Here is a 17996-nt window from a genome sequence, read left to right as displayed (position 1 = left end):
CCGCACACGGGCCCATGGACCCCGCCAGGTCCATGGGCCCTCCACCGCTGTCCGGGCTCAGTGAGCCGTACGCTCCTGACCGGCCCGCCCCTGCGTGAAGGAGACGGCAGCCTCCGGCCGCAACTCCAAGTCCCCTCCGTTGACCGGGCGTTCGGTGTGGATCAGGATGTTGTAGTGGTTCGGCAGATGGCAGGCGTCGAAGCCCAGAACCGTGCCGACCACCGCGTCCCCGATCCGCACCAGGTCGCCCCGGTCGATGACGCCGCCACACCCCAGCTCGACGAAGCCGAGAAAACCCACCCGGTCGATCCGGGCGCCGGGGCGGGGCTCCCACTGGTCGGTGGTGACCAGCTCGTGCACCTCACCCCGGCGGACGCAACGCGCCGCATGCTCCTCCAGCCGCATGCCCCGGTCCGTGCGCCGGTGCACCAGCACCTTGACCAGCACACCGCGCACCACCCGCTTGGCGCCGTCCTCCGCCGGATTCACCGGCCCGCCTCCGTCGTCGCCGCACCGACCGCGGGCGGAGCGCCGCGATAGGCCGCCTCCACCAGCTCCAGTGCCTGAAGACCGCCGTGCGCGCCAGGAGCGGCCGGCGCCCCGGCTGCCGCCAGTACGGCGAACTCCCGCAGGATCGCCTCGTACTCGTGCCACAGCGACCCCTTGAAGGCGGTGTGCCCGGCCAGCATGTCGGCGACCAGCACCTCACCGTCGGCCAACGCCACCTCGACGTCCTTGCGTTCACCCGGATACGACCAGTCCAGCTCGACCGAGGCCACCGCCCCGGCACGGCCGCGCAGACGCAGCACCGCCCGGCGGTCGACGCCGAGGCCGTCGCGCCGGATCTCGCAGCCGGTCAGGGTCAGGTCGCCGAGGAGCAGCCGGACCACGTCGAGGGCGTTGGGGCCGTTGTCGGCCACACAGCCGCCACCGCAGCGCGCCGGGTCCAGATACCAGTCCTCGCCGCCGAGATGGTCCTCGATGCGCTCCAGGTAGCGCACCCGCACCGAGCGGATCTCCCGGCCCGCCGTCCGACGCGCGAGGTCACGGACGGCGCTGTTGTAGCGGCGGTGGAACGCCGTCATCAACGGGACCCCGTGGCGCCGCGCCAGTTCCACCAGCAGGCGTCCCTCGACGGCGGTCAGGGCGAGCGGCTTCTCGACGCACACCGGGACGCCGGCCGCCAGGGCGTCCCGGCACACCGGCAGATGCACGTCGTTGGGCACCGCCACCACCAGGGCGTCCGGCCGGGCGTCGGCCAGCAGCGTCCGATGGTCGCGAAAGCGTGCCGCCGTGCCGCCGAACCCGTCGAGGGTCTCGGCGCGGGCGTCGCACACGGCCGTCAGCTCCCACTCGGGCAGCCGTTCGGCGGCGGCCAGGTAGTAGGGGGAGATGGCGCCGAGACCGACGACTCCCAGGCGCAGGGGCCGGGTCATCGGCCGCCCCCGGTGCCGTCGAGCAGGCCGAGGGCGGTCAGCTCCTCGTACAGGTGCGGCGGCAGGGGGATGCCGTCACGGCGGCGCTCGGCCGCGAGTTCCGCCTCCCACCAGCCCGGATAGCGCACCGGTTCGCCCTCGCGCAGCGGCGGGCAGTCGACGAGCGTGCCGAACAGGGACCGGGTCGTGCCGGCCACGTCCGCACCGGGGCGCAGTACCTCCGGGGCGATGGCGAGCAGGAAGAAGCCGATGTCGTCGTCGCTGCCGTGCGGCCGGCCGTCGCCCTCCAGTGCCGCGGGCGCGGGCCCCAGAGCCGCGCCGGAGACCACGGCGGCCAGCAGTTCCACGGCGATGCCGAGCCCGTAGCCCTTGTGCACACCGGTCTCGGCGCTGCCGCCCAGCCAGCGCAGGAAGGCCTCGCCGCGATCGAAGGCGGACGGGTCGGTCACCGGCTCGCCCGCCGTGTCCTCCAGCCAGCCCGCGGGCACCGGGGCGCCGCGGCGGGCGGCGACCCGCACCTTGCCGGTGGGGGCGACGGTGGTGCTCATGTCCAGCAGGAACGGGTGTCCGTCGAGGGCGGGTGCCGCGACGCTGAGCGGGTTGGTGCCGAGCATCGCCAGCGCCCCGCCCGGCGGCCGGGCGATGCGCTGCCCGCCGCAGTTGCTCGCGACCACGCCGATCATCCCGGACTCGGCGGCACGGGCGGCGTGGAAGCCGGCGCACCCGAAGTGGGTCGCCCCGCGCACCGAGACCAGGCCGACGCCGTGCCGTCCGGCACGTGCCACGGCGTCGTCCATGGCCTCGGCGGCGGCCCACAGACCCAGGGCGCGGCGGGCGTCGACGACCGTGCAGGCGCCCAGGTCGGTGAGGGTGCGTGGCTCCGCGCGCGGGTCGCAGCGGCCCGAGGCGAGCAGCGGCAGGTAGAGCCGGCCGAGGTTGAACAGACCGTGGGAGTCGAGGCCGGTCAGATCGCCGTGGCAGAGGGCGTCCGCGGCGAGCCGGGCCCGCGCGGCCGGGATGCCGTGGCCGGCGAACAGATCGGTGAGCGCGGCGCGCAGTTTCGCGTGGTCGACGAGGACGGGGGAGTGCTCGACCGCCGCGCGGGGGGCGGTGGGTGCGGTCATCCGGATTCCTTACGGGAGGGGGTTCGGTTCTCTTCGGGTCGGGGCGCTCGGGGCGGCGGGGCCGGGGACCGGGGCTGCGTGGGGGGCGCTTCGGGCCGGGGCCCTTCCGCGAAGGAGGTGGTGAGCCGCCGTACGACGCCGGCGAAGTCCTCCAGAGCAGCGAGGTCGATGAACTCACCGGGCGCGTGGGCGTGGTTGGCGGCGAGCGAGCCGGGGCCCAGCACGGCGGTGAAGGCGCCGTCGAGCCCGGCCGCCCAGACGGCGTCGCAGGTGAAGCCGGGGTCGTCGGTCGGCGGCAACGCGCCCGCCCGGGCCAGCAGCGCCTCCGCCCACGGATCGCGGTTGTCCAGGGCGGGCAGCCCCCGTTTGTCCCAGCCGAGCCGGGTGATGCGGGCCGCGTCCCGTGCGGTGCGGGCGAACTCCCGTGTGGCGCCGAAGAGTTCGGTGAAGCGGCGCAGGCCGTCGGCGAGTTGCCGGCCGACCGCGGTCTCCAGTGCCGTGCCGTCGGGGGTGCGCCGGTACGACAGGTTCAGCAGCAGGGTGCCGGTGCCGTGGACGCGGTTGTGGATGCGGCCGGTGTGCAGTCCGGCGACGCACACCCGGGTGCCGGGCACGGCCCCGTCCAGCCGGGCGGCGAGGTGCTGGGCGAGGAAGCCGAGCAGCACGGTGGCGTTGTGCCCGGCGTCCGGGCGGTCGTCCACCGCGTCCTCGCCCTCGACGGTGATCCGCGCGGTCATGGCGGCCGTGGCCCGGGGCAGCGCGCGCAGGCCGGTCGGTTCGCAGAACACGTTGAGCCGCCCGTGGTGTCCGGCCTCCAGCAGCGGCCGGGTGCCGTAGGTGCCCAGGGCGCCGCCCTCCTCTCCGGCGACGGCCTGGAGCAGCACGGTGACGTCCCGTCCGACGGCGGGGTGGGACGCGGCGGCCTCCAGTCCGGCGAGCAGCGCCACGGCGGGCCCCTTGGCGTCGACCGCGCCCCGGCCGGTGAACCGCGCGCCGTCGAAGACCGGCGGGGTGTGCCCGGCGACGGTGTCCAGGTGCACGTTGAACATCACCGTGTCCGCACGGGGGCGGTCGGGTCCCAGCCGCAGCAGCAGACTGGGCTGTCCGGCGAGGAACCGCGGATCACGGGCGGCGGTGCGGACCGTGGCCGGTACGTCCGGGCGGTCCAGGCAGGAGGCGTGCGGCGCGGCGAGGCCGACCGTGCGGAACCCGGCCCGGGCGGCGGCCGCCGCATAGTGGGCCAGGGCGTCCGGCAGCCGGGACGGCGGATCCTCCGGTCCGGCCTCCAGCGGGTTGACGCTCGGCAGCCGCAGCAGATCCAGCAGCAGCTCGCGGTGCCGGTCGGTGAACAGAGCGCTCACGCCGGGCCGTCCGGTGCGGCGTGCTCCAGCAGCGCGGTCAGTGCCCGGCCGGCCCGTACGAACAGGTCGGCGGCGTCCCCGCCGGCCCGGGTCAGCCCCTCGTGGGGGCGCACGGCGAGGTGCGGTTCGAGGGAGAGGGCCCCGGTGTAGCCGTGGTCGGCCAGGATCCGCAGGCACCCTGCCACCCCGGCCTCGCCCTCGCCGGGCAGTGTGTAGGCGGTGGAGCCGTCCGGCAGCCGCACGGCGTCCTTGATGTGCACGTGGGCGACATGGGGGGCGAGTTCGCGGAGCATCTGCGGGGCGTCGTAGCCGTAGGGGACGCCGTTGCCGGTGTCGAACAGCAGACGCAGCGCCGGGCTGTCGACGGCGCGCAGCAGCCGGAGCGCGCGGTCGGCCCGGTCCCCGGCCCAGCCCGCGCAGTTCTCGTGCACCAGCACCAGCCCCGCCCGCTCGGCGCGGTCCGCGAGGACGGCGGTGCGGGCCAGCACGCGGTCGGCCCAATCCCCCTCCGTCAGACCGTCGTTGGGGTACGACATGATCCGCACCAGTCGGCAGCCGAGGGCGGCGCACCGCTCGGCGAGCACATCGAGTTCGGCGAGGTCCCGGCCGAAGTCGCCGGTGACGGGGCGCGACCAGTTGCCGATCCGGGACGCCACGGCGGTCACCGTGACGCCCGCGTCCGCCAGCCGCCGGGCGAGCGCACCGAAGGCGGCGGGGGAGAGGTCGGCCAGCGCCGTGCCGTCGATGTTGCGCAGTTCGACGGTGGTCCAGCCCAGGCAGCGCAGGGCGGCCAGCTGGCCGTCGGCGCCCGGCGCGGCCTCGTCCCCGATGCCGGTCAGCGGCCCGAACGCGCCGTGACCCGTGATGAGTTGCCCGGGCATGTCAGCGGCTCCCCGCGGGGGCGTGCGGTACGACGGCACAGTGCTCGCGGGCCGCGCACAGCAGCCGGGTGGTCGCACAGGCGAGCGGGAAGTTGGCGGCCCCCGCCGTCCCGGAGGCGAAGCCCCGGTAGGCGCACTCGAAGAAGTCGGTCAGGGCGTCGTCACGGAAGACGTGGTGCCCTGCCTCGCACGCGCCGTCCGCCATGGGCGCCGTACCGTGGCCGAACGGGGAGACGACGAGCTGGGCGTGGTCGTCGTCCTCGCTCAGCGGGAAGTGCGCGGTGGCCGTGCCGCCCTCGAACTCGCAGACCACGCTGCGCTGCCTGACCGGTGCGCCGAGGTCGGAGCGGAGCAGGGTGCTGACCCCCGACCGGTGCGCCAACTCCACGTGCGCGCCGCCGAGTCGGGGCAGGGCCCGGCCCGTCAGCCGCAGGTCCCAGCAGCGCGCGGCACGGAGGTCGGCGGGACCGGCCAGATCGAGCACGAGCCCGAGGGAGTGGGGGATCTCCACGTCGAGGGCGGTGGGGTGCCCGTCGGTGGTCAGCGACCGCAGGAAGCGGGGCTTGTGCTGGTCGACGGTGATCCGGCGGAGCGCGCCGAGCCGTCCGCCGCGGATCAGGCGGCGCAGCAGGCCGGCCAGCCGGGAGCTGGTCCAGTGCGCCACGACCGCCAGATCGAGGTCCTCCTGTTCGCGCAGCCGCACCAGCGCGTCGAGCTCCGCCGCGGAGGCGGCGAGAGGTTTCTCCACGATGATCCGGCGCACACCGTGTCCGGCCAGTCGCGCGACCACCTCGTGGCGCAGCCGGGGCGGGGTGCACACATGCGCCACCGTGGTGGCCGGGTCCACCTGGGCCAGGGCCTGGTCCAGCGTGCCGACGACCGTGGCCTCGTCGGGCGCGGCCGCGGCCCGCAGCGCGCCGACGCGCGGGTCGCAGCCGACCGCGGGCAGGGCGACGAGCGGATCGCCGGTGGCCGCGGTGCGCCGGGCCAGCCGGACGAGCGTCCTCAGGTGCAGTCCGGATCCGGAGCGGCCGAGCCCGATCACGAGGGGCTGCAGCACAGGACCTCCTGGAAGGGAAGAGGGGAAGGAAAGCGGGGAAGGGGAACACCGGGCGCGGAAGACGCGGTTCGCGTCGCGTCGCGCACAACTCCGGTGCGCCGCAAGACTATTGCGGCCGGTCCGGGAAAGGGTCAAGCGATCCGGAACCTCGTTACCCACAAAGTGTGAAGATGATCCTTTCCTTTCTCCGCCGCCGGGAAGTACGACTAGCGTTGCCGGTCAATCCACAGAAACGACGGGGCGGGTGAGAATTGCCTTCCAGTGGACAGCTCCGGGCGCGGGCCGGGGGCGCGTCGCCGGCCACTCCGGGGACGGCCGAACCGATTCCCTTCTTCTCCCAGGCCGCCACTTTCGAACGATTGTGGCCGACCATCGAAAAAGCGTTGGAGGACGTTTTCCGCAGTGGCAAATTCAGCCACGGGCAACAGGTCGGGCAGTTCGAGACGGCGCTCGCGCACTACACCGGCGCCCGGCATGTGATCGGCGTCAACAGCGGCACCGACGCGCTCGTGCTCCTGTTGCGCGCCTGCGGACTGCGCCCCGGTGACGGGGTCCTGGTACCGGCGTACTCCTTCTTCGCCACCGCCTCCGCCGTCGTACTCGCGGGCGGAAGGCCGCAGTTCGTCGACATCGACCCGCACACCCACGCGATGGACCCCGCGGCGCTCGACGCCGCCGTCACCCCGCGCAGCCGGTTCGTGATGCCGGTGCACCTCTTCCACACCATGGCCGACATGGCGGCCGTCGATGCCGTCGCCCGGCGGCACGGCCTGACGGTCGTCGAGGACAGCGCCGAGGCGATCGGCATGCGCCGGCGCGGGATCCACGCGGGTCTGCACGGCGCGGGCGGCGTGCTCTCCTTCTTCCCCGCCAAGACGCTCGGCGCGCTCGGCGACGCCGGAGCCGTACTCACCGACGACCCGCGGGTGGCGGACACCGTCGCGGCCCTGCGCCACCACGGCAGGACGGGCCGTACGCTCAACGACTTCCCGGCCATCTCCACCGAGAGCGCGCTGCCGGGCGTGAACAGCAAGATGGACGACATCCAGGCGGCCGTCCTGCTCGCCAAGCTGACCGTCCTGGAGGAGCAGATCGCGCGCCGCGCCCAACTGGCCGCCGCCTACACCGCCCGGCTGCGGGACGTGCCCGGGATCGTCCGGCTGCCGCGGACCATCGCCGAGGGACCGGACGACCGGGACGTGTACTACGTCTACCTGATCGAGACGGAGCACCGGGACGCCCTGGTCGACCACCTCGACGAGCAGGGCATCGGCACCGAGGTCTACTACCCCCTGCCCCTGCCGCACCAGCCCGCCTTCGCCCACCTGGGCCACCGGCCCGGCGACTTCCCGCACGCGGAGGCGGCGGCCCGGCGTGCCGTGGCCCTGCCCTTCCACCCCGATCTCGACCCCGGCGACCTGGACCGCGTCTGCGACACCATCGGCTCCTTCCTCGCCACGACGAGGACCACCGCATGACCGCAGCGCCGACCGTCACCGTCCCCTTCTTCCCGCCCGCCCTCTTCGAAGCCGACCGCCCCGCGCTGATCGCCCTGGTTCGCGAGGTGGGCCTCGACCCGGAGCAACGTTTCATCCTGGGCGCGCGCACCGCCGCCTTCGAAGAACTGATGCGCGCGGACCTCGGCGCCGCCGACGTGGTCGCCTGCTCCAGCGGTACCTCCGCCCTCTCCCTGGTGCTGCGGGCCATGGACATCGGCCCCGGCGACGAGGTGATCGTGCCCGCCTTCGGCTGCGCGCCCCTGGCCTCCTCGGTCGTCACCGCCGGCGCCATCCCCGTCTTCGCCGACATCCGGCCCGACACCATGACCATGGACCCCGACGCGGCCGAACGGCTCGTCACCCGGCGGACCAAGGCCGTGATGCCCGCCCACATGTTCTCCGTGATGGCCGACATGCCCCGCTTCACCGAACTGGCCCGACGGCACGGACTGCGCCTCCTGGAGGACTCGGCGGTCGCCCAGGGCGGCGTGCTGCGCGGCGTCCCCGCAGGACTGTGGGGCGAGGCGGGCGTCTACTCCTTCGTACAGGTCAAGACGTGCGGCATGCCCGGTGAGGGCGGCGTGGTCGTCACCCGCGCCCCGGCACTCGGCGAGCGGGTGCGGACCCTGCGCAACCACGGCCAGCACCCCGGACGCCGGTTCGTCCACCACACCATCGGCGTCAACAGCCGCTTCGACGAGGTCCAGGCGGCCTTCCAGACCCACCGCTACGCCGGATTCCCGGCCCGCCTCGCCCGGCGCGCCGAGATCGCCGCCTACTACACCGAGCGCTTCACCCCGCTCGCCGACCGCGGCGTCACCCCGCCGCCGCCCGACCCGGACGGCCGGTGCTTCTACGTCTACACCGTCCTCGCCGACGCCCGCGAAGCGCTCGCCGCCCACCTGACCGCACACGGGGTGGCCAGCCACGTCTACTACCCGCAACCCCTGCCCGCGCACGCCGCGTTCGCCCCCTACGCGCCCCCCGGAGCCCGCTGGCCGGCCGCGGAACGGGCCGCCCGCCGCCATCTGGCCCTGCCGGTGCACCACCTGCTGACGGACGCCCAGGTCCAGCAGGTCGCCGACCTCGTGTGCGCCTTCGCCACCGGGCACCGCTGACCCGCGCGCCCGCCACCCGGAGGCCCGCCACCCGGAGCGCCGCACCCTCCGGGGCACGACCCCGTCCGGGCGGCGGAGCGCCGGGCCCGAACCACCTCACGCAGACACCATTCGAAAAGGTCCCCATGACCGACAGCATCACGGCCGCCCACCCCGCGGCCACCGCCCACGGCCGCGGCCGGCTGCGCACCTACGCGCGGCTCGGCAAGCTCGACGTGTACGACTACTACCTCGGCATCTTCCTCGCGCTCGCCGCCACCCTGCTCCCGCTCGGCGCCTTCACCGCCGGCAAGGCACTGGTCCTCGCGCTCTTCCTGGTCGGCGAGATCGCCGTCCTGATGGCGATGGTCGCCCTGGACGACGTCACCGGTTTCCGCGACGGCAGCGACCTCGCCAACTACGGACCCGACAACCCCCTGCGCAGCAAGGCGCGCAAGCCCCTGGTCGCCGGCGCGCTGACGGTGCCCCAGGCGCTGCGCTTCGCCTGGACCAGCGCGGCGGCCGGCGCGGTGCTGTGGGCGGCCGCCGTCGCCGTCGCCCCGCACCGCCCGCCGTGGGCGCTCGTCGCGGCGGCCGCGCTGTTCGTGGTGTCCCTCCAGTACTCGTACGGTCTGAAGATCAGCTACCACGGCTTCCAGGAGGTGTTCCTGGTCGCCCTCGGCGCCGTGCTGGTCATCGTCCCGTACGGGCTGCTCACGGGGGAGTACTCCGGGTTCCTGATGGTGCAGGCGGTGCTGTTCGGGTTCGGGCCGCTCATGTTCGGTGTCTACTCCAACACCAACGACGTCGCCGGCGACCGGGCCGTGGGCCGGCCCACCGTGGCCGCCCTGGTCTCCGAGCGGGGCAACGCCGTCTTCATCGCGGTGCTGTCCGCCACCGAGTTCCTCATCGGCGCCCTCGCCTCGCTCACCGGCGCCGCGCCCTGGTGGTTCGTGCCGCTGATGCTCCCCGCGACCGCGCTGCGCACCCGCCAGTACCTGACCGGGTTCGTCCGCGGCGACATCATGACCGCCCGCCGCACCGGGTTCGCGGTGCACCGGCTCAGCGTGGTCCTGATGACCGTCGCCAACCTGCTCGTCGGATGGGGGGCCACCCGATGACGCCCGAACTCGACGTCGCCGTCGTCGGCGCGGGCATCGCGGGACTGACCGCCGCCCACGAACTGCGCCGCGCCGGACTCACCGTCCGGGTCTACGAGCGGCTCCCCGAGGTCGGCGGGCGGATGCGCAGCCTGCGCCACCAGGGCTGGACCGTGGACACCGGCGCCGAACAGGTCGCCTCCCGCGGCTACCGCGCCACCTGGCAACTGCTGCGCCGGGTCGGCGTCACCGCGGCGGACGTGCCGCGGGTCGGCGGCGGCGTGGCCGTCTGGCGCGGCGGACGCGCCCATCCGGGCGTCGGTGAGGGCACGGCCGTGCTCACCGGCGCCGGTCTGTCCGCCCGCGCCCGGCTCGATCTGGCCGCCTTCTCCGCCTGGGCCGGCCGCCGCCGCGCCGGGTTCGACGGCGACCGGCCCGAGAGCGGCCCGCTGGGTGCCGCCACCGTCCGGGAGGCGACCGCGCGCTACCACCGGGACCTGCACGACTACCTCTTCCAGCCGGTCGCCGGCTGCTTCTTCGGCTGGGACACCGCACGCTCCGCCGCCGCCCCGCTGATCAGCCTGCTGCTGGAGGCCGGAGCCCCGTCCGCCTGGCGCACCTACCGCGACGGCATGGACTTCCTGGCCCGCCGGCTCGCCGCCGACACCGAGGTCGTCACCGGCCGCGGCGTACGCGAGGTGGTCGACGAGGGCGGGCACGCCGTGCTGCGGTTCGACGACGGCGAGGTCACCGCGCGGGCCGCGGTGCTCGCCGTGCCCGCCCCCGTCGCGGCCGACCTGCGCCCCGAAGCCCCCGCCGACGAACGGCCGTTCCTCACCGCCTGCACCTTCACCCCGATGCTGAAGGTCAGTTGCCTGCTGGACCGCCCGCTCGCCCCGCCCGCCCGGCGCCCGGTGCACATCCTGCTCACCCCGGCCGCCGAGGAACAGACCCTCGCCGGCGTCGTCGTCGACCACGCCAAGGACCCCGGCCGGGCCCCCGCCGAACGCGGCCTGATCACCCTCGTGGCCGGCCCGCGCCGTGTCCCCGAACTGCTGGACGCCGCCCCCGACGAGGCCGCACGGCTGCTCGTCCAGGCCGCCGAACGCTACGTCCCCGGCATCGGCGGCGCCCGCCGCCACCACTTCACCCACACCTTCCGCCACGGCCTGCCCGAAGCCACCCCGCAAGCCCTCCGGGAACGCGCCGGCTTCCTGGCCCGGCCGGTGCGCGCGGTGGAGTACGCCGGCGACTGGGTGATGCTCCGGCCCGCCTCCGAAGGCGCCGTGCGCGCGGGCGCGCTCGCCGCGTCCCGCGTCCTGAGCAGGCTCGGACGGCACCGCCCGGCCGGCCCCGACCGAGTGGAGGACACCGTTGCGACCGCATGACATGGGCACCCTGTTCGACGAGGCGGCGGCAAGCGGCGCCCCGACCGTCGTCCACCTGGACCGGCCCTTCGACATCGCCCCGCACGACGGAACCCGCTGGACCCTCCCGGAACTCGCCGACCTGGTCCGCGCCACCGCCGCCCGGCTGGCCGACGCCGGAGTACGGCCCGGCGACCGCGTGGCCGTCGTGAAGGACAACCACTGGGACTACGACCTGCTCGGCTGCGCCGTCGCCCGTCTCGGCGCCGTCCCCGCGCTGCTGTCCGCCCGGCTGGACACCGCCGACCTGCTCACCCTGCTGGACCGGCTCCAGCCCGCCGCGCTGGTCACCACCTCCGCCCTGCTGGCCCGCTGCCGGGACGGCGCGGCACCCGCAGCGGCCCCGGTCCTCGTCGCCCTCGACTCCGCCGCACCCGGCGCCCTCCACCTCGCCGACCTGGACCCCGCCCGGCCCTGCCCCCCGGTACGGCGCTCCGCCGACGAACCCCTCGCCATCCACCACACCTCGGGCACCACCGGGCTGCCCAAACTGGTGGCCCACTCCACGCGCACCCTCGTGGACGAACTCGCCCGCTTCGAGGCGGTGCGCTACCCGGGCATCGGCATCCGCCCGGACGACGTCCTGCTCAACGCCAGCGCGTACGCCCACGGGCGCACCTTCTGCTGGACGGCGGTCGTCCTCTCGGTCCCGCCCGCCGAGATGGTGCTGCTCAGCGGGGACGACCCGGACACCGCCGATCCACTGCTGCGCACCCACCCGCCCACCGTCGTCGAGGCCACGCCCGCCACCTACGTCCGGCTGCGGCCGCTCACCACCCGGCTCGACAACCCCTTCCGCCGGGTCCGCCTCTACATCAGCACCTACGACGCCGTACACCCGCCCGCCCTGCGCGCCTACCTGACCGCGAGCCGGCACCGCCGCCCGCTGTGGATGCAGGGCTGGGGCCAGACCGAGACCGGACCGCTCACCTTCCGCTTCCACACCCGGCGCTCCGCGCTCGCGGCGGACGCGGAGTCCACGGCACGCCGGCTGGGCCGCCCGGTGCCGGGCCGCACCCGGCTGCGCGCCGTGGACCCGGACACCCTGCGCCCGGTGCCGCGCGGCCGTCCCGGACTGCTCCTGGTGCGCACCGCCGCCCTCGCCCAGGGCTACGTCGGCGAGGACGAACGCTGGGCGGCCAAACACGTCGGCGACTGGTGGTCCACGGGCGACATGGGCGTGCTCCACCGCGACGGCAGCGTCAGCGTCCTGGACCGCGAGGTCGACAGCGTGCCCGGCATGAGCTGCCTGCGGACCGAGGACGCGCTGGAGCAGCGGCTGCCCCAGGCCCTGGAGTGCGTGGTCCTCGGCCTGCCGGACGGCGATCCGCTGCCCGTCGTGGTCACCGCCGACGGCCGGCTGGACCCGGACGCCTGGAAACAAGCCACGTACGGGCTACCGACGTTGGCCGATCCGGCCGTTCTCACCTGGGACGACGTGCCCCGCACCGGCACCGGCAAGGTCCGCCGCGCCGCCCTGGCCCGGCGGCTCACGGGGACCGCGCCGGCCGGCACCGGCCGCTGGACCTGACGACCCGAACCTCCTCAACTGGCCGGTCACCGGCCAGCGTTGGCGAAAGGAAACCCTTCATGACACCGCCGGCTCCCGCCCGAGCGGTCTTCGACAACGGCACCGCGCACAGCCGCGACCAGCACCGCTGCCTGGAGGCCGCCTACGACCCGGTGACCCTGCCCCGGCTGGCCGCCGCCGGGGTCGGCCCGGGCTGGCACTGTCTGGAGATCGGCGCGGGCGGCGGCAGCATCGCGCGCTGGCTCGCCGACCGGGTCGCCCCGGACGGCTCGGTGCTCGCCACCGACCGTGACCCCCGCGACCTGGTGCCCGGCCCCCGTCTGGAGGTCGCCGCGCTGGACGTGGCCCGCGACCCGCTGCCGGAAGAGACCTACGACCTGGTGGTGGCGCGTCTGGTCCTCCAGCACGTACCGAACCGCGACACGGTGCTGCGGCGGCTCGTCCGCGCACTGCGGCCCGGCGGCCTGCTCCAGATCGACGAGATCGACGCCTCCTACGAGCCGCCGCTGCTGACCCCGGACGCGGCCACCGAGGAGCTGTACGTCAGGTTCCTGCGCGCCAAGGCGGCCGCGCTGCGTGCCGCGGGCGGCGACCCGCACTGGGGACGCCGGGTGCCGGCCGCCCTGCGCGCGGCCGGGCTGACCGACATCGACGTCCAGCTGCACATCGACGTGCGCCACGCCCAGGCCCCCGGCCTCGGGCTCCAGCTGAACCACACCCGCAACCTGCGGGACCGGCTGCTGGCCCAGGGCATGACCGACGACGAACTGGACCGCGTGGGCCGGTTGATGCGGGACCCGTCCTTCCGCGCCGCCTCCAGCGTCTTCTACTCGGTGCAGGGCCGCCGCCCCGGCAGGGGGCGCGGGTGACGACGCGACTTCGCACCGCCGCACACCCGGCGGTCGCCACCGCCGTCGCCGACCGGCTGCTGCGGCGCACAGCGCCCCCGGTGGAGGTACGGCACACCCTCGACTGGGCGGGCCCGGTCGGCATGGACCTGCCCGACGAGCGCGCCGTGCAGGCGGCCTGCGGTCTCATGCACGTCCACGGCCGGGCCACGGGCGGCCCCGTTCCGCTGGCCGTCGACTACGCCTCGGTGGTGGCGGGCGTCCTCGCGGCCCAGGGGGCCACCGCGGCCGGGATCGGCCGGGCCCGCGGGCTGGACCTGCGCGAGGCGCACACCTCGGTGGCCCAGGGGGCGCTGCTGGCGCTCGGCCAGTACCTGGCCGCCGCCACGGCCGACGGTCCCGAACAGCCGGAGGCGTCCGGGCCCGGACTGGCGACGCTGGACACCTCCGACGGTGCCCGTGTGGAGGTGGAGACCCTCGACCCGTCGGCCTGGCGGGAGTTCTGGGCCCGGCTCGGCGTGCCCGCCACGCTCGCCGGCCGTGGCTGGCTGCCCTTCCAGCAGCGGTTCGCCACCGCCGTCTGCCCGTTGCCCGACGAGCTGCGGCAGGCCGCTCTCGGCCGGACCCTGGCGGACCTGCGGGCCGCCGCCCACCACAGCGGCGTCAGCCTCCTCACCGTCGGCTCCGACCCCGCCCCGCCCGTCCACCCGGCCCCCTGGCGGCTCTCCCCCGCACCGGGGCACTCCGCCGGCGGCGTGCCCGCGCCGCGCCCCGCGCTCCACGCGCCGACCGCCGCCCTCCCCCTGACCGGGCTGCGGGTGGTGGAGTCCACGCGCCGGGTGCAGGGTCCGCTCGCCGGGCACGTCCTGCGCATGCTGGGCGCCGAGGTGATCCGGGTCGAACCCCCCGGCGGCGACCCGATGCGCTGGCTCGCCCCGCTCGCGGGCGGCACCTCGGCCCGGTTCACCGCCCTCAACGCGGGCAAACGGGTGGTCGAGGCCGACCTCACCACCGCGGCGGGCCGGGACACGGTGCGCGCGCTGACCGCCGAGGCCGACGTGTTCCTGCACAACTGGGCCCCCGGCAAGGCGGTCCGGCTCGGCCTGGACGACTCCGACCTGCTGCTCGCCCGCCCCGCCCTGGTGTACGCCTGGGCCTCCGGCTTCGGCGACACCCTCGGCGACCGGCCACCGCTGGGCACCGACTACCTCGCCCAGGTGCACAGCGGGCTCGCCGCCGCCGTACGGCCGTACGGCGAACCGCCGGCCCCCTCCCTGATGACCCTCACCGACGTGCTCGGCGGACTGGTCTGCGCCCAGGGCGTGCTGGCCGCGCTGGCGGCCCGGGAGCGCACCGGGCGCGGCTGCCGGGTCGACTCCAGCCTGGTCTCCGCCGCCGCCCTGATCCCGCGCCCCGCGCACCGGGCCCGCTGGACGCCGCTGGACCGGCCGCTGCCCACCGCCGACGGCCACCTGTACCCCGGCCCGGAGGCCCGCGCCCACCCCGAGGCGCTGCGCGGACTGCTCGACCGCGACCTCACCACCGAGGAGTGCGCGCACCGGCTGGCCGCGCACGGCCTGACCGCCACCCCCGTCCGCACCGACCTGGCGGCGCTGGCCCGCGACCCGGCCTTCCGCACGGCGGTCGCCCCACCGGACCGGTGCACCGGACACGCCCGCCCGTACACGCCCTGGGAGTTCGCATGACGACCGTGGTCCCCGCCGTCCTCCCCGCGGGCCGGGACGGACACCGGGTGTGGACCTCCCGCGCCGGGGTGCCCTTCCCCGACCTCGTACCCCGCGCCCGACGACGGGCCTGGGTGCGGGCGGGCCTGTGCCCGGACAGCGATCTGTACACGCTGTTCACCGGCCGGGTACGGCAACACCCGGACCGCACCGCGCTGGTGGACGACACCGGAACACTGTCCTACGCGGCCCTGGACGGCGAAGTCCGCCGGATCGCCGCCCTGTTCACCGAGGCGGGCCTCGGCGGCGGCGACGTGGTGGCGCTGCGGCTGCCCGACGGACGCGACGCCGTGGCCGCGGAACTCGCCGTGTACGCCATCGGCGCGGTGGCCCTGCCGCTGCCCCCGAGCACCGACGACCGCGACACCCGGGCCCTGCTCGTCCGCGTCCGCGCCCGCGGCGCCGTCCTCGCCCCGGCCCACCGGGCACAGGACGTCGCCGAACTCCCGGAGCTGCGCGCGGTGTTCGCGCCCGGGCCCGGCCGCGACCGGGTGGCCGGCCTGCACGCACCGCGGCCCCGGCATCCCTGGACACCCCGGCGGGCCGACCCGTACGGGCCCGCCCGCATCCTGGTGTCCTCCGGCTCCGAGACCGAGCCGAAGATGGTCGCCTACAGCCACCACGCGCTGGCTGGCGGCCGGGCCCGCTACGTGAGGTCCCTGCACCCCGACCCCGCGGTGCCGCCCAGTCACCTCGTCCTCGTCCCGCTGGCCTCCTCCTTCGGCTCGCTCGGCACACCGGTCACCCTCGCCGTGCTCGGCGGCACCCTGATCGTGCCGTCGGCGTTCGACCCGGCGGGCGCGCTGCGGCTGATCGCGGAGCACCGCCCGACGCATCTGTTCGCGGTGCCCACCATGCTGCGCCGGATCGCCGACCTTCCGGTCCAACCGGGCGAGGACACCTCGTCGTTGCGGTCCGTCGTCTCCAGCGGCGCCGCCCTGCCCCCGGCCGTCGCCCAGGTGTGCCGTCGGCGCTTCGGCCGTCCGGTGGTGACGGTCTACGGCTCCTCGGACGGCGTGAACTGCCATACGGCGGGGGAGAGTCACCCGCCGGGCGACAGCGTCGGCACCCCCGATCCCGCCGTCGCCCGCATCCGGATCACCGGCCCCGACGGCACACCGCTGCCCCCCGGGCACAGCGGGCAGATCGAGGCACTGGGTCCCATGACCCCCATGTGCTACGTCAACGCGCCCGATCTGGACGCCCGTTACCGCACCCCGGACGGCTGGGTCCGCACCGGCGACCTGGGCCGGCTGGACGAGCACGGCCGACTGCACGTGCTGGGGCGGCTCAAACGCATCGTGGTACGCGGCGGCCTCAACATCAGCCTCGCCGAGGTCGAACACGAACTGGGCGGCCACCCCGCCGTCGCGGAGGCGGTGTGCGTCCCGGTGCCCGACCCGGACCTCGGCGAGCGCCTGTGCGCCTGCGTCCGCCCGGCCCCCGGCGCCCCCGCCCTCACCCTGGCCGACCTCACGGCCCACCTGGGGGCCCGCGGCCTGTCGCGGCGCAAGCACCCCGAACTGCTGCTGACGGTCGACGAGATGCCGCTCGGCCCGACGGGCAAGATCTCCTACCGGACGCTCATGGCCCGGGCGGCCCGGCACGCACGCCGACTCGGTATGCCTAACCCTGTGCGACATCCTTGACGAACAGCAGGCCGTCGCTGTCCGCGAGATGGGCGGGGTCGAACGGGGCGTACCCGAACCACGGCGACACGCGGTGCGCCGGCCGCCTGTCGCCGAGGACGGTGGCCAGCCGAGCGGCGTCGACCACGCAGTGGTCCTCCGGGAGGGCGTACAGGAGGCCTTCGAGGGTGCCCGGCGCCGGGGTGTCCACGCCCCGGTGCCGGAGGGTGCCGAGTGCGGTGGGGACGAAGGCGTAGGCGTGGCCGAGCCGCGCACTCACCAGCGCGCCCGCGCTCCACCACTCCACCGGCCCCTGCCACATCCGCATCGAGCTCTTCTCCCGTTGCAGATGGGAGTTGTGGGCGTGGACGAGCACCGGGCCCCGCTCGGCGAGGGCACACAGATTGCGGGCCATCATCAGGTCCCGCAGGGCGCACAGCCGTGTCATGCGGGCGGGTGAGGGGTCGGCCGTCCAGTGGTGGTAGCGCAGCAGCCCGGTCGCGGTGCGCCCGTACAGCCGCGCCCGGTCCCACTCCTCCCGCGCGGACACGGCGGCGAGGTGCGGTGCGTGCGCGTCGAGCAGGGCCACCAGGTCGTCGGCGAGCAGCCGCAGCTGCCCGGCCTCGGCCGACCGCCCCACGGACCGGGCCGGGTCCGTCATGGCGGCGGGGTCGGTCCACCGGTCGTCGGCGCCGAGGAGGCGGTCGAGCGTCCGCGCGGTGCAGGGGAGCAGCCGTGCGTCGATCCGCTCCGCGAGGTAGCCGTGGAGGGCGGTGAGGGCGCCCCGGGGGCTCGCGGCGCCGGTCATCTCCAGCGGACCGTCGAATCCGGCGAAGCGCACCTGCTCGGACCGGGGCCGGCCGTCGTTGTACGCCCGCATCCAGCGCACGAGTTCACGGTTGGCCGCGAAGGCGCCCCAGCCGTGACCGAATCCGTGCTCCATGACGTGGTCGAGCGTGCCGGTGCCCGAGGTGACGTGATCGTCCACGACCAGTCCTCCGATGCAGTCGCTCTCGATCGCGACGGTCCGGTAACCCTCCTGCTCGACGAGCTGCCGGAAGAGCTCGTTGCGCAGCCGGAGCAGGGTGTCCTCGCCGTGGGTGGGTTCGCCGAGGGCGAGCAGCCGGGGCCGGACCGGGAGCAGCCGCATGACGGCGGCGGCGTCGACGGCATGGGCGGTGTTCTCGATGTCGGCAATCATGGCTTCAACGCTATCGTTGAAGTTTCGGTTGAGACTTCTGCACGCTATCGTCGCTCGC

At 75.4% G+C, this 17996-nt stretch carries 15 protein-coding genes; 8 read left to right on the top strand and 7 right to left on the bottom strand.

Features of this window, described 5'->3' with window-relative positions:
* Positions 1–57: 57 nt before the first annotated feature.
* From ACSP97_RS01445 to ACSP97_RS01420, 6 genes are read right to left on the bottom strand one after another with little or no spacing between them, the layout of a single operon-like run.
* Positions 58–489 (bottom strand): DUF6917 domain-containing protein, encoded by a 432-nt coding sequence (locus ACSP97_RS01445; protein WP_440556122.1) that lies wholly within the window; start codon positions 487–489, stop codon positions 58–60.
* Positions 486–1436 (bottom strand): Gfo/Idh/MocA family protein, encoded by a 951-nt coding sequence (locus ACSP97_RS01440; RefSeq protein ID WP_440556121.1) that lies wholly within the window; start codon positions 1434–1436, stop codon positions 486–488. Before ACSP97_RS01440 ends, ACSP97_RS01445 begins: the two co-directional genes overlap by 4 nt.
* Positions 1433–2560 carry an Ldh family oxidoreductase gene (locus ACSP97_RS01435; protein ID WP_440556120.1) on the bottom strand — a complete coding sequence of 376 codons (1128 nt, stop codon included), beginning with the start codon at positions 2558–2560 and terminating at the stop codon, positions 1433–1435. The genes ACSP97_RS01440 and ACSP97_RS01435 overlap by 4 nt, the downstream gene beginning before the upstream one ends.
* A complete protein-coding gene (locus ACSP97_RS01430) occupies positions 2557–3921 on the bottom strand; it encodes a M20/M25/M40 family metallo-hydrolase (RefSeq protein ID WP_440556119.1) in 1365 nt (454 codons plus the stop codon). The genes ACSP97_RS01435 and ACSP97_RS01430 overlap by 4 nt, the downstream gene beginning before the upstream one ends.
* Entirely contained in the window at positions 3918–4802 is an 885-nt protein-coding gene (locus ACSP97_RS01425; RefSeq protein WP_440556118.1) for a sugar phosphate isomerase/epimerase family protein, read from the bottom strand. Before ACSP97_RS01425 ends, ACSP97_RS01430 begins: the two co-directional genes overlap by 4 nt.
* 1 nt (position 4803) lies before the next feature.
* Entirely contained in the window at positions 4804–5862 is a 1059-nt protein-coding gene (locus tag ACSP97_RS01420) for a Gfo/Idh/MocA family protein (protein ID WP_440556117.1), read from the bottom strand.
* A gap of 383 nt (positions 5863–6245) precedes the next feature.
* Here ACSP97_RS01420 and ACSP97_RS01415 point away from each other — a divergent pair, with 383 nt between their 5' ends.
* The 8 genes from ACSP97_RS01415 to ACSP97_RS01380 all read left to right on the top strand — a co-directional run bounded on the left by ACSP97_RS01415 (position 6246) and on the right by ACSP97_RS01380 (position 16758).
* A complete protein-coding gene (locus ACSP97_RS01415) occupies positions 6246–7340 on the top strand; it encodes a DegT/DnrJ/EryC1/StrS family aminotransferase (protein ID WP_358301891.1) in 1095 nt (364 codons plus the stop codon).
* Positions 7337–8479 (top strand): DegT/DnrJ/EryC1/StrS family aminotransferase, encoded by a 1143-nt coding sequence (locus tag ACSP97_RS01410; protein WP_440556116.1) that lies wholly within the window; start codon positions 7337–7339, stop codon positions 8477–8479. Before ACSP97_RS01415 ends, ACSP97_RS01410 begins: the two co-directional genes overlap by 4 nt.
* A gap of 125 nt (positions 8480–8604) precedes the next feature.
* Positions 8605–9579: a UbiA family prenyltransferase gene (locus ACSP97_RS01405; RefSeq protein WP_355526431.1), complete on the top strand. Its 975-nt coding sequence runs from the start codon at positions 8605–8607 to the stop codon at positions 9577–9579.
* A complete protein-coding gene (locus ACSP97_RS01400; RefSeq protein WP_358679992.1) occupies positions 9576–10946 on the top strand; it encodes a protoporphyrinogen/coproporphyrinogen oxidase in 1371 nt (456 codons plus the stop codon). Before ACSP97_RS01405 ends, ACSP97_RS01400 begins: the two co-directional genes overlap by 4 nt.
* A complete protein-coding gene (locus tag ACSP97_RS01395) occupies positions 10933–12516 on the top strand; it encodes a class I adenylate-forming enzyme family protein (protein WP_440556115.1) in 1584 nt (527 codons plus the stop codon). Before ACSP97_RS01400 ends, ACSP97_RS01395 begins: the two co-directional genes overlap by 14 nt.
* Positions 12517–12575: 59 nt before the next feature.
* Complete coding sequence (locus ACSP97_RS01390) at positions 12576–13385, top strand: class I SAM-dependent methyltransferase (RefSeq protein ID WP_355147311.1); 810 nt, start codon at positions 12576–12578, stop codon at positions 13383–13385.
* Entirely contained in the window at positions 13382–15070 is a 1689-nt protein-coding gene (locus ACSP97_RS01385; RefSeq protein ID WP_440556114.1) for a CoA transferase, read from the top strand. Before ACSP97_RS01390 ends, ACSP97_RS01385 begins: the two co-directional genes overlap by 4 nt.
* Positions 15067–16758, top strand: a complete 1692-nt coding sequence (locus ACSP97_RS01380) for a class I adenylate-forming enzyme family protein (protein ID WP_440556113.1) — start codon at positions 15067–15069, stop codon at positions 16756–16758. The genes ACSP97_RS01385 and ACSP97_RS01380 overlap by 4 nt, the downstream gene beginning before the upstream one ends.
* Here the strand turns inward: ACSP97_RS01380 and ACSP97_RS01375 are convergent.
* The gene (locus tag ACSP97_RS01375) at positions 16736–17938 is read right to left on the bottom strand and encodes an erythromycin esterase family protein (RefSeq protein WP_440556112.1); all 1203 of its coding nucleotides are present in this window, start codon (positions 17936–17938) and stop codon (positions 16736–16738) included. The two genes, ACSP97_RS01380 and ACSP97_RS01375, sit on opposite strands and share 23 nt — an antisense overlap.
* Positions 17939–17996 lie beyond the last annotated feature (58 nt).

The organism is Streptomyces sp. SCPE 10, assembly GCF_051980735.1.
Lineage (GTDB): Bacteria > Actinomycetota > Actinomycetes > Streptomycetales > Streptomycetaceae > Streptomyces > Streptomyces misionensis.
The sequence above is the reverse complement of the archived record's forward strand: the minus strand, read 5'-3'. Positions and strand labels throughout refer to the sequence as shown.